Source organism: Kothea flammea (assembly GCF_052161645.1).
In the GTDB taxonomy this organism is placed as follows: domain Bacteria; phylum Planctomycetota; class Planctomycetia; order Pirellulales; family Pirellulaceae; genus Laterigemmans.
Genome location: NZ_CP197414.1, coordinates 6,347,800 through 6,359,987, shown reverse-complemented (window position 1 = coordinate 6,359,987; position 12,188 = coordinate 6,347,800). Strand labels below are relative to the sequence as shown.

At 53.7% G+C, this 12,188-nt stretch carries 10 protein-coding genes, 1 tRNA gene and 1 pseudogene; 5 read left to right on the top strand and 7 right to left on the bottom strand.

What is annotated here, in order from left to right; all coding sequences use genetic code 11:
• Nucleotides 1–105 precede the first annotated feature (105 nt).
• A complete protein-coding gene (locus tag SH139x_RS23665) occupies nt 106–876 on the top strand; it encodes an FKBP-type peptidyl-prolyl cis-trans isomerase (RefSeq protein WP_488352227.1) in 771 nt (256 codons plus the stop codon).
• A 578-nt stretch (nt 877–1,454) separates the two neighbouring features.
• The gene (locus SH139x_RS23660; RefSeq protein ID WP_488352226.1) at nt 1,455–2,240 is read left to right on the top strand and encodes a hypothetical protein; all 786 of its coding nucleotides are present in this window, start codon (nt 1,455–1,457) and stop codon (nt 2,238–2,240) included.
• 584 nt (nt 2,241–2,824) lie between these two features.
• Here the strand turns inward: SH139x_RS23660 and SH139x_RS23655 are convergent.
• A complete protein-coding gene (locus SH139x_RS23655) occupies nt 2,825–3,103 on the bottom strand; it encodes a hypothetical protein (protein WP_488352225.1) in 279 nt (92 codons plus the stop codon).
• 699 nt (nt 3,104–3,802) lie between these two features.
• Here SH139x_RS23655 and SH139x_RS23650 point away from each other — a divergent pair.
• The gene (locus SH139x_RS23650) at nt 3,803–4,231 is read left to right on the top strand and encodes a hypothetical protein (protein ID WP_488352224.1); all 429 of its coding nucleotides are present in this window, start codon (nt 3,803–3,805) and stop codon (nt 4,229–4,231) included.
• 572 nt (nt 4,232–4,803) lie between these two features.
• On the opposite strand, the pseudogene SH139x_RS23645 reads toward SH139x_RS23650, so the two are convergent.
• Both SH139x_RS23645 and SH139x_RS23640 read right to left on the bottom strand, forming a co-directional pair.
• Nucleotides 4,804–5,821 (bottom strand): annotated as a pseudogene (locus SH139x_RS23645) (IS256 family transposase).
• Between the two features lie 37 nt (nt 5,822–5,858).
• The gene (locus SH139x_RS23640; RefSeq protein WP_488352223.1) at nt 5,859–6,794 is read right to left on the bottom strand and encodes a hypothetical protein; all 936 of its coding nucleotides are present in this window, start codon (nt 6,792–6,794) and stop codon (nt 5,859–5,861) included.
• A 129-nt stretch (nt 6,795–6,923) separates the two neighbouring features.
• On the opposite strand from SH139x_RS23640, the gene SH139x_RS23635 reads away from it, so the two are divergent.
• A tRNA-Arg gene (locus SH139x_RS23635) sits at nt 6,924–6,997 on the top strand.
• 266 nt (nt 6,998–7,263) lie between these two features.
• On the opposite strand, the gene SH139x_RS23630 is transcribed toward SH139x_RS23635, so the two are convergent.
• From SH139x_RS23630 to SH139x_RS23615, 4 genes are all read right to left on the bottom strand, one after another.
• Nucleotides 7,264–7,698 carry a hypothetical protein gene (locus SH139x_RS23630; RefSeq protein WP_488352222.1) on the bottom strand — a complete coding sequence of 145 codons (435 nt, stop codon included), beginning with the start codon at nt 7,696–7,698 and terminating at the stop codon, nt 7,264–7,266.
• Between the two features lie 301 nt (nt 7,699–7,999).
• Nucleotides 8,000–9,700 carry a serine/threonine-protein kinase gene (locus SH139x_RS23625; RefSeq protein WP_488352221.1) on the bottom strand — a complete coding sequence of 567 codons (1,701 nt, stop codon included), beginning with the start codon at nt 9,698–9,700 and terminating at the stop codon, nt 8,000–8,002.
• Nucleotides 9,701–9,901: 201 nt separating this feature from the next.
• The gene (locus SH139x_RS23620) at nt 9,902–10,105 is read right to left on the bottom strand and encodes a hypothetical protein (RefSeq protein WP_488352220.1); all 204 of its coding nucleotides are present in this window, start codon (nt 10,103–10,105) and stop codon (nt 9,902–9,904) included.
• Between the two features lie 171 nt (nt 10,106–10,276).
• The gene (locus SH139x_RS23615) at nt 10,277–10,477 is read right to left on the bottom strand and encodes a hypothetical protein (protein ID WP_488352219.1); all 201 of its coding nucleotides are present in this window, start codon (nt 10,475–10,477) and stop codon (nt 10,277–10,279) included.
• Between the two features lie 357 nt (nt 10,478–10,834).
• Between SH139x_RS23615 and mgtE the strand changes: the two genes are divergently transcribed.
• Nucleotides 10,835–12,184 carry a magnesium transporter gene (gene mgtE, locus SH139x_RS23610; RefSeq protein WP_488352218.1) on the top strand — a complete coding sequence of 450 codons (1,350 nt, stop codon included), beginning with the start codon at nt 10,835–10,837 and terminating at the stop codon, nt 12,182–12,184.
• The last annotated feature ends 4 nt before the right edge of the window (nt 12,185–12,188 follow it).

Below are 12,188 nucleotides of genomic sequence, written 5' to 3'. Positions count from 1 at the left end.
ACAACAAGTCAACCGCGGCGACCGCGGTCATCACCGACGTTCGTCGAGTAACTCACGGTTCAATGTGAATCGTCGCTTCTCAACTAGGCCCTGCGGAGACGTCTCATGTTCGTAGATACAAGCGACATTCGGAACATCAGCTTCTGCATTTTCCTGGCACTTTGCTGTGCTTGCGCGCAGGTGATATGGGGACAAGAAGACAATCCTCGATCACAAGGTCTCAATATTTCGGATCACAAGATAATATTTGATCCCGCAACGGCAGAATTGGGTGCCTCTGGGCATTTCTCAGGGTTGATGGAAGTTCGAATCTCCGTAGTGAGCCGAGCGGACGACAAGTGTATCTTTAAATACTACACGAGTGGCTGCGGCGGCGTGGAGCAAATCAAACTAATTGAGGTGCCGATGGACGCCGGTGAAATAGTCTTCGAAAGAGACGGTTACGGCGCGATTTCCGACACACTTCCCCAGTCGACGCGCGTGGTATACTCCCGTGACGGCGACATTGTCCGTGCCCGCGTACCGGGTACCGACGAGTTCGTCAAGTTTACGAAGAACGACCGGCCGGATAGTGAGATGTTTCCGCAGGTCGGGGACAAGATAAAATTTCGCTATATCGTGTTCGACTCACATGACTTCGAATCGCATTTGGCATCAGCAGACTATACGCATCCAATGGAATTCGACATAGGTTCAGATAAGACATGGCCGTGGTTGACGATCGCAATGGAGGACATGTCGGTCGGCGACGAGCGTCGAGTCCAAGTACCAGTGAAAGTGGCCGCAGGAGCGAGGAAGTGGCTAACAAAACCAGGCAATTCACAGACAATTTATGCGACGATCAGGCTCGTATCCCTCGAGCGTGCAACGCATTAGAAACCGGCGTATAACTCACCACACTCGAAGAGGCTCGCGGCAACACACGGCGACTTGTCGGCCCTATCTTGATCCGACGAACAATCGCAATGCAACTGAGTCGGAACTCGGGTCGATTTTGAAACCAATGTCGATCGCGCCGACCCGCTGATGCGAAGCGTTCGTCGCGTCGAATATCACAGGTTCGTGTGATTCTTTGCTGGCAACGAGACCACGCCCAGATAGATGTCTGCTTGCGGGTCGCTTGACGGTACTCGGCCCATTTCGATTGGGGCTTGAGCTGAACGAGCAGATTCATTTGCTGACCAGGAGACCACGGCGGTGAGATAGGACCGATGCAACGAGCAAGAACGCGGATCGAGAACCAGCGAGACTCTTCCGTTTGATTGACTTTTGCTGCTATGGCAGATGATCGAATGGACGAATGGACACAGGCGTTGAATGGACTGCTGGCGGTTGATCAAGCAACCCAACTGCTTCGCGTATCGCAGGGCGTGACGATGCAACCCGCGTAATGCTTGCAGCTTTGTTGCTTCTGCTGATCCGGACCGCTAGAATCGAGGCAATTGAACTGGACGGTGATACGCGACGAACCAAGTGGTGGACCGGAGTCGCCGAGTTCGTCCGCCTTGCACAACAAGTCAAACGCGGCGACCGCGGTCATCATCAGCGTTCGTCGACAACAAGACATGCACCAATTTGGAGAACTGCAGATGGTACGCAGCCTCGCATTTTTTATCGTAGTTTACCTTTGTCACGGAATTGCCCGCGCCCAACTTCCTCAGACACTCGAAATGCAATTGGACACTGTTTCCGTAAAGCTGTCCAACATCCAAGTCATAACCTGCCCTAGATTGATACAGGACGAGCAAGGGACACGCCCCATTGATCCATCGCCGTTGGAGGCGAATAAGCTTTATCCGCCTAACACTAATGTTTTTATCAAATTTGATTTCGAAACCAACTTTCAGCCCAGCGATAATCCCAAAGCACTTAAATTCGTGGCCGTGTCTGTAGACGTTCCTAAGAGAACAGAGAGTTCAATCGGTGGATTTAATGGATATATGCCAGCGTCCCTTAAAGACTCGAAAGGTACGTCCTTCATTGGACTTTCCCAAGTGTTCACAGACGAAAAGACGAAGCTCGCAGAAATTGAGACCAGTCTACAACTATATGGACAGCGCAATGACAACACGCGCGTTCCCACGGTGACATCGAACGAGAAAATCAGAGTTAAGATTTACATGGATCGACTAGCCCAAATTTCCGAAAGGCAATTCGACGCATTGAAAGCAATGTACAAACGCGTCCAAGAGCTTGAAGCGAGAGTAAAGCAACTCGAAGCGTCTGGGGCTCGAAAATAGACAGGACGAACCAAACGATGCAACCGAGCGGCGAAGTCGGGCGTTTCGAAGTGATTGATCAACCGTCGCCGCCAGCTGATCGTAAACGTTATGTTGCGTGATGGCAGCATTTTAAGCAGAAGCAGCGAACTCATCCAGTTTTAAAGTTGAAAACCATGTCAATTATTCTCGGGGCAATCTTTTTTCTGGCTCTGGCGGTTGGCGTCGTAGCGACCGTGATTGCGATCGCGAAACCTCGCCTACGCGCTGTTTCCACTGTCATTTCATCTTTAGGGTTTCTCGGCGCAGCTGCGTGTATTGGCGTATTCATTTTAGCCGTAAGTCGAATGAATTGACCCTAAACGCGAGGATGATCCGATCGGGTGGATGTCGTAGTCGTTTCTTGCTCTTGGAAAATCCTCGACCGGAATTGACTCTAGACTTTCATAGCCCCTGGATCAGGTTTTGGGGAGCATTCCAGTATTTCCCACACGCAACATAGCCAAGCGGTGAACCGAAGCCACCGTTGGTTAGTTTTTTGAAATCAATGTCTCTTGGCGGCGATCCCATTACCGCTGTCGTTCTGTAACAAAACAAAAAGAATTTCAGATGTCAGCTGTTTTAGAAGCGCCAAAGAAATGGCGAAAGCGCATGTTGCGTTTCACTGTCACAGGTAGTTTGATGGGTGTATCTTTTGCGGTCGGTGTGGCGATTACACTTTTCATTGCTGTACGATTGCTCGCTCCAATTGCAGTGACTGGAATGACATTCGGGTTGGTTGGGATGGCCTCCGCCAGCGCGAACGCGACCACCAACGCTTTATATTCCGGCGATTCGGAAATGCGACTTGCGGTCTTGACCCAACTAAAACAGTCTTTCGTCACACAGCCACCCCAGTCCGTTGATGCAATAGTTGCAAATTGGATACTACCCGCTCTCAAGCAATGTCGAACGGACACTGATCCAGAGGTCGTTGCTTTGGCGGACGAACTCGTCGAATTCATCACCGCGAACACTCTGCCTCCAGCGCTATAAGTCACAGCACCATCGGATGCACCCGAGTCGGCGAATCGGGCGTTTTGACAATTGACGCTTTCTTGCGCAGTCCGGGTGATCCGCATCATTCGTATTGCGAATTGAAAGTCAGCTTGATCTAGGGAATTCAATGCATGCAACCAGGTCCAGACTTTCCGCCAGCAAACGAATCGTCTCCTCGCGCAGGACGACGCGGAATTGATTGCATCATTCCTCCCCATTCAGTGGCAATCCTGGCCATTTCTGGCTGCCTTATTCCTCCTATGGACCGCAATTGCTATTCTCTTGGGGACTTTGATTCATTGCGCGTTTTTACGCAAGTATCGTGGTAGTGTTCGGCCAAAGAACTGGGTGCTAAGAACATTCGTGTGGTTTTATCTCCTCACCGCCGGGCCACTTGCGGTAGGAGCAATCATAGCATGGCAGAACAATACAATCTTCTGATGGTCTGCGAGAATGACGAACGGTTCGCGAACGGGTGTCTGGCTGAGAACCACGCCAACAAACGCAACTGAACGCCCAAACCACAACATCAACGGAGCCGCATAATGCCCCCGATTCTGAGAAACATCATGGCTGTCGTCGCAGGTGTCTTGATCGGAAGCGCGCTCAACATGGCGATAATTACCGTCGGGCCGATGGTGATTCCGCCGCCCGACGGCGTGGACATGTCGGACATGGACAAATTCGCCGAGAACCTCAAGCTGCTCAAACCAACCAACTTTCTCGCACCGTGGCTGGCTCACGCCTTGGGCACGCTCGTCGGCGCATTCGTTGCTGCCAGAATCGCGGCGTGCCACAAGATGAGATTTGCACTTGTTATTAGCTTGTTTTTCCTGTTGGGCGGCATCGCGATGGTCGCGATGTTGGGTGGGCCGCTATGGTTCAGCGTTGTAGACCTGATCGGGGCGTATTTGCCCATGGGATACCTTGGAGGACATTTGGCTGGAGCGACGAAGCCGCAACCGGTGACGTGACTGGATTCTCTAGCGGTTTGATTTCGGTTGGATGGAGTGGCACCTCCACAAATGGCGGCAACAACGATCGAGATAGGAGCCGCATGCTGCGGACCCCTCTCACACCACCGGACATGCCGGTCCGCATCAGACGGTGCTTCTCTTGGAAGCAAATCCGTTCCTGATTTCCTCAAGGCTGGCCAATCCTGTTTGTTGGAGATAGTCCACGCCCAATGCGATATGCATCGCCGCGCTTTTGGACATAACCCAAGGCCCTCTTCCACTACATCCGTGGCTGATCGCCTCGTCGTGAGGCATCCCTAGTTGAATGAGTTTCTTGGTGCGCGTGCGAACTCGGTACCACTGCTTCCAGTAGCAAGCACGAATCAGACTACGAACCCATTTGTCCAAAATTTGAAGTTGCTTCCTGCCAAGAACAAAATGGAAATATCCCACCCGGCCCTGGAAATAGCGACGGACTTTAAAAAAACGCTATTGGATCGACACACCGCGTTAGCGACGAGTGATCTCACTGACGCGTTTCTTGAACTTCTTCGGAGATATTGTCAATTGCTGTGTTTTGAGAATTTGAATCAGGCAGCGATTTCCTCCTGGATGATTCCGTCTTTGAAGGAACGTCCTTCGATGACGAGGGTGATCTTTTCGTGGCAGTTGAGTCGTCTCCATTTCCGTGAAGCCGACTGAGCGAGTTTGAACATCATCGCCAGGCTTGCTCGCCTGGTACCGCTGCCTTTGGTCTTTCGGTGACGAAGCCGAATGGTTGCGAACGTCGATTCGATGGGGTTGGTTGTCCGCAGGTGACTCCAGTGTTCGGCCGGAAAGTCGTAGAACGTCAACAGCACGTCGCGGTCCCTCTTGAGGCACTCGCATGCCGGAGCGTACTTCGCACCGTACTTTTCCATGAAATTGTCAAACGCTTTTTTCGCATCATCCTTTGTTTCAGCCTGCCAGATTTCGTGAAGGTCGGCTTTCGCTTTGGGCTGAACGCTTTTGGGCATCTTGTTCAGTACGTTGGCAGTCTTGTGAACCCAGCAGCCTTGCTCACAAGTCTCGGGGAACACTTTGCGGATCGCCGCCCAGAAGCCCAGAGCACCGTCGCCAACGGCAACCTTCGGTGACAGCTGCAAGCCGCGTTGCTTTAGGTCGATCAGCAACTCGCTCCAGCTCTGCTCGCTTTCGCGATAGCCGTCGAGTACCGCGATCAACTCTTTCTGGCCATCGGGCGTTGCCCCCATCAGCACTAGCAAACACTGCTTTTTGTTGGCATCGTCCTCCAGGATCGGGATCGTTGTCGCGAACTCGCCCCTGCGTGACGGGGATGGCCCCGGCACCGGTGAGGATTTCTCGTTGGGGGAGGCTTCCATTCTTGACGACGAAGCGTCTGCCCTGCGCGTCGGTACGATCGGCGTGCATGGTGATGAATGCCTCGACTTCGGCATCAATCGCGGTCTGCAGCATACGTCGGGCACCTTCTTTGACGATCTCATCCAGGGGGCTGCGCTGGTCGAACTGGGCCCGAAAGGAAATCACTTCGGGATCGACGGGTTGGTCCACTGGCACGTCGGCTCGGTCTGTTTTACTCTTAGTCATGGCGTATTCCTTTGCCCACTTCGGGCCGTTGGAGGGTTCAAGTTCCAACAGGATGCGCCACCTTTTTCAGTCTTTCAAGAACACAACTTTCGACAATACCTCTGGTCAGAAACACCACCGATTGCAGGCTTGGCTCGACCCGCGCGCGGAAGCGTTCGTTTGCGCCCGTTGCGGCCCCAATTGCGTCGACAGTTTCGGGCCACAGCTTGGCCTTGCGATCCACCCCGGTTTTTGGCCGTCCGTATTCCAGCCAGCCGCGAGCGAGCTCCAGGTGCCCAAATCGCAGCTGGGCGCAATCCGTGTTCCCGAGTCCGCAGTTTATCGCTAACAGCACCATTGCCCGCAGCTGTGGGTCCGCGGCATAGATCAACGCGCGGAGTTCCGTAACTCGAAACAGCTTTTTGGGATTTTTCCCAAGGTTGATGCGCAATGCCTTCTTTGATGGCTTGGCAAAGGCGAGCCCATAGTCGAGCCCATAGTCAGGTGGCTGCCGCAGCATCTTTGTCTTCCAGCCATAGTTGAATACCACCCGGCACCGCACCACCTCGTTGGCAAGCGAGACCAAGTCCATGCGGCTGGCCATTTCAGCCCGCAGTTTTGCAAAATCCTCCTGGTCCACATCCTCGGCGCTGCGAGACTCCCCCATGACTCGCAGGATCAACTGGCCGACTCGCTGGTAAACGTTCCACGACTTCTGCACGAGCTCACCGGTGGCCACAGCCTCGCGCTTAGCGTGCAGGAACCGATTGACCAGTTCATGCAAAGTGACACCACCGGTGGACTCACGGGGCTTGCGGCCTGCGTGAAGATCGTCCTTTTGCCGCAAATAGAGGTCGAGGGCCTGGTCTGGCTCGTCCCAGGAACCAAAGTAATGTGTCTTGCCACGTATCTTCTTCGCCCACCGACCGGTGTGATGCGGGTACAGAGGGAATTCCGGATACGGCTTGCCCGGCTTAGGTCGCTTCTTTATCATCGAATGGGTCTCCGTTGCTGTAACGTGAAAAAACACCCAGCGGGCGTCACAATAGGTGTCACATACCCGAGTGACACCTTTGGCCACGAAGACGAAAAACCCGGTAAATTACTGAAAAAAAGTCATTTTGCGCCCATAGCTCAGCTGGATAGAGCAACGGACTTCTAATCCGTAGGTCGCTGGTTCGAATCCAGCTGGGCGTGCTTTTCGGATTCTCCCGAGCTTCCCCGCGGCTAGTTGGCTATCAGGCAGGCACCCAATTTGCCATCAGATGCGTTGTCGACACACAATCGCTTGTCGTCGAAATCGACTTCGCGAATAACTTTACCCGGGTCAGTATCCCATCACGTTACGCTCGTTTCGTTCGCGGCAGCCTGCAGTTCACCCCGTGGCGCCAGCGCCACGGAGGTTCCGCCGTGCTCAATCGCGCGAATCAGCTTGCCCGTTGCGATGTCATAGCTTGAGCGCCCTAAAGGGCCGCTACTGGCGACCTTCTCTCATCTGGTATAGGTAATAAGCGATCGCAGCCACCAACGCGAGCCCCAGCAATTCCCGCCAAAAACTCGTCACGGAAACGACTATCATGACGGCAGCGACGCCAACCCCCAGGAACTCCAGCGGTGACAGCCGCCAAACGTTTATCATCTCGTGAAGACGTTGGGTCCTTGAATACAGACATTCCACCCAAGAAGCCAACAAACCACAAGCAAGCTCCAACTGCTGCCAGAGGAACGCTGAGCAGGAATGCCAGCAAGGGCATCACGATATTATTCCAAAAGAATTGATCATTGCTGGAGGGGCCATCAAACGGTGAAAAAAAATTTATTTCCAAATACCAAATTAAGATGATCAAGAGAAAACAAATCGTCCCTACTGCCGTTCCGAAAATACCAGTGGCTTGCATGCAACCTTGGCTTGGCGGCATTTCGCCGGGAGTTGTCGCAAATTTCCGAGGCGGCAGCGAGGAATTCATACGTATGCTTTCAAATTATGAAGCTGATACATTTTTCACCGCATCTACAATGATCATCCGATCGAAAAACCTAGCGTCGATCAAGGCGAGTTTGTCGTGCCCTATAAAGTACTCCTTGGTGATCGCTCGAGATTTCCTCAAGTAATTCTGATTTACCAAACCGGCGATTCTGATTACCCTGAAACATCGGGGGTCCTCACAGTTCAATAGTAAAACACTGCATGCCGTATCCTCAACGCTGATACTCGAAATAATCACTAAGCATGCGCACGCGGCGCACCTGATGAACGAGCGAAAATGCGATTGCACCTAGCATCACCAGAAAGCAGATATGGTAGTGAGCAGGCTCGACCAGATAGGGCTCTAGCCACAACAGGCAGAGATATGAAGCCGCCGCGGCGATCGTAACAATCACAACCCGTCGCACGTAAAAGAACATTGCACCAGCGACCACGATGAGTGGGTACCCAATCAGCAAGGGCCCTGGGGGCGAGCCTGGTTCGCACATCAGGGAGAGAACGACAGTGATCATCACCGCATCAATGCAGAGCAGGGCCGTTCCCGCGACGTGTTCTGAACGGTCACTGCGCGAAATCAAATGCAGCAACCAAGCAAACCCGATCCAAATTGTTAAGGTGGAAATGATTTTAACGTGCAGTGTTTGATCCGCGCCGACGATTAGATACCGCGCCTGCGCAATGACAATCAACAGAGAGATGACCGCAACGTGCACGGTCAACGCGGGGGCTCGGCGGGTAAACCGCCGCAGCTGCTCGACCGCCGTGGGGGGGCGGGCCTGTATCGGCTGGCCTTGTAGGAATCGATCCAAGTCAGCGGCAATGTGAGCAGCTGAGGGGTAGCGATTAGAAGGCTCTCTCTCCAAACAACGCATGCAAATTTGCTCTAATTGCCTAGGAACAACCTTGCTGACTCGGCTGGGCAGCGTGGGTTCGCTTTCCAGCGACTGTACCAAGGTGTCGATGACGTTGGCAGCTTGAAAAGGAGGCCTCCTTGTGAGAAGGAAATACAAAAGTCCCCCCAGCGCATAGATGTCCGCGGGGGTTCCAATTAGCTTCGACTCGCCGGCGGCTTGTTCCGGGGCCATGTAGCCGGGCGTCCCTAAGATCTGCCCAGTCCGCGTCAAATCGGCCGCCAACTCCATCCGTTTTGCGAGCCCAAAATCGGTAATCTTAGGAGAACCATCTTGATCCAATAATACGTTTGCTGGCTTGAGATCGCGATGAACGATACCGTGCTTGTGTGCGTATTCCACCGCCTCGGCCAATTGCTTCACGATTCGTGCGGCGCGTCGGGGGTCCCTTAATTCCTCGATGCTGAGCTGATCTAGACGGACCCCTTCGACGAAGCCCATCGTATAATAGTACTGACCATCAACTGAACTTATATCATAAATCGGGACAATTCCAGGATGATCCAAATGCGCAGCCGCCTCAGCCTCGACACGGAATCGTTTGACATCCTCTTGGCTGGCTAACCGACCGGCCAGAATCATTTTTAAGGCGACAATTCGATTAAGATTCACTTGGCGCGCCCGATAGACTACCCCCATCCCGCCACGAGCAATCTCATCCAGCAGTTCGTAATCACCAAAGTGTCGGGTTTGCGCACAAATTACAGGGCGTTCGCCCGCCCCAAGCTCTTCGTCGACGGAGCCCAACGTCGTTGCCTCGAGTGCACCGCCAGCAGAAGTGCGTTTTGGTCCAGAACTGCCCACGCCGGCAGACGTGGTCGGGTCCGCACCTCCCGCCAAGTCCCTTAAGCGATCATGATTTGCGAAAAAAGCGTGTAAAGAATGAGCCAAGTCTGGATGCTGCTTGATCAACTCTTCCCGATCCACCGCCTCGCCATGGCCTTCACGGACCAACGCGTCGGCGACGATTTCTTCAAATGTGTCATCCTGAGGCTCAGTCACGACGATGGAACTCCGAGGAATGCGAGCTGATCTTTAATTCTCGTTTTGCTAGAGCCCGTTTTACCGGTTTTGTTGCGCAAAGACACCAAAAAAACGTTTAATCCTTGGCGCGATTGATCACCGGTGTGGCATCGGGGCTATCGTTGCCCCCTTCGACGACGAGTTGCCTCCAAAGTTCGAAGGTCAATAACATCCAGAGTTTTAGGCCGAAGCGGGCAGCGTGCGTTCACGCTGACAATTCTCATAATTCCGTGTTTGCTTTAACTTGGTGAAATCGTCTGGAAACAAACCGATAGCAACGCAGGCGATCGGAGCGGCCACGTAAACACTGGTCCCCCAAAAGAAATAAGGAAAAAAGCCCACGATCACAACCGCTACGAAGTATTGCACACGATCTGCTTTCATTCGCCCCGCATAGGCCGCATATGCACAGCATCGGCGGCGATTTTTGAACAGCATACCGGGCGATAAAGCATAAGATTGCTCTCGAGTTCGGCAAACCCCTTCGCCGCTGATGATCATCCCCGGGCGACAACTGGGGTGCGTGTGCTGAGTTTGGACCGAGTGAGGCGGCAACTACAACAAATTCAAACAGAGGTCACCAAGGACTGCCGGTGAAATTAACAGCGAGTCGCTGCATCCAACAATATAAGTCAGCCTGCCCTTGTTCTCGACAGGCCCGCCGATCTGGAAGAAAGCTTGCCAACCGACGCGAGTGGCAATGAAGCCAGCACCGCTGCCCCGCACCGAAAGGCTGCCGGGAACAGAACGAAGCACGAGTGCTTTCGGAGACTGATGCCGCAGCAAACGAATGCGGCCCGCAGCAGCACCAAGCTAACGCACCCGGGAAACAATTGGCGGAGAGCATGGGGCCATGAGCTTGAATTGGTTCGTTAGTATACTAAGCCCCCGTAAGCAGGGCGACCCGTCGGCGAAGCGCTCCATGAGCAGGGCGACCCGTCGGCGAAGCGCTCCATGAGCAGGCTCCTGCGGCCAGCGGGATTTCATCTGCCGGCTTGCTTGAACCATTCGCGGCCCCCTGTTTGCCGCGTTTGTTGTGGTTAAGCTAGACGTTCGTAGAGGCGGCCACCGTCGTGTGGCATTCTTTCCTGCTTGCTCTGCCGGTTTTTGCTGATGGTCAATACGCTGTTTCTACCAGAACTGCGAGAAATGCTGGAGGAGAACAACCAGGGTGAGTTGAAGGAGTTCTGCGAAGCTTTGAATCCAGGACGCACGGCGGAGTTCATGGAGGGGCTGACGGCGCCGGAAGCGTGGGCCGTGCTGCGACACGCCGATCCCGTGCGACGGGCGGAAATTTTTGGTTATTTCCACAACTCCCGGCAACTGAAGATCTTAGCGCACGAATCGCCGGCTGAGCTAGCCAATCTGATCAAGGAGTTGGCTGCGGACGATCGAGTCGATTTACTGCAGGAGTTAAAAGAGGAGCGGGTCGCCGAGCTGCTGCCTTTACTGCCCACGGCCGATCGCCGCGACATCATGCGGCTGATCGCTTTTCCAGCCGGCTCGGCTGGAGCGTTGATGACCAGCGAGGTGGCCAAACTGGGCGAGCGGATGCTGATTCGCGAAGCGCTAGAAGCGATCAGCATGCAAGCGGAGAATCTCGAGACCATTTACTACCTATATGTCGTCGATGACGACAACGTGCTGAGGGGTGTGGTTTCGGGACGTCAGCTGATTTCCTACCTGGGCCATCCCGAGCGAAAGTTGGCCGACTTGATGGAAACCGACGTCGTCACAGTCTCGGTGCACGAGGATCAAGAAACGGTCGCCGAAAGGGTCGAACGTTACGACTTGTTGGCGATACCCGTCGTCGATGCTGGACGCCATCTACTGGGGATCATTACCCACGATGATGTGATTGACGTTGTCCGCGAAGAGTTGACCGAGGATGTCCAACGGATTGCCGGTGTGAATCCGCTGGAGCAGAGTTACCTGCGGATCGACTTGATGAAACTGGTGGGCAAACGAGCCCCGTGGTTGACGATCCTGTTTTTCGCCGCCTTGCTAACTGCTATTGCCCTGAAGGGATTTGATGAAGAGTTAGAAAAGTATCGTTGGCTAGTGCTGTTTATTCCTTTGATTATCAGCAGCGGTGGCAATTCAGGCAGCCAAGCCGCCACGTTGGTGATTACGGCACTCAACAGTGGCGATGTCAAGTTAACTGACTGGGTCCGTGTGATGGTGCGAGAGTTGTTGATGGGATTAATGCTGGGAGCTTTTCTAGCATCACTCGGCTTCATCGTTGCAGTCTTTATGGCACCTTCGATAACAGCGGCCACCGTGTTGCCGATCACGTTGATCGGCATCGTGATCGCCGGCTGTTTCGCTGGCTCAATCTTACCCTTAATGTTTAAACGTCTGGGGTTGGACCCGGCATTGATGAGCACTCCGTTCGTGACAGGCATCATCGATATCTTGGGGATCGTGATCTACTTTTCCGTCGCCAGGATGGTGCTCGGTTAAGGGT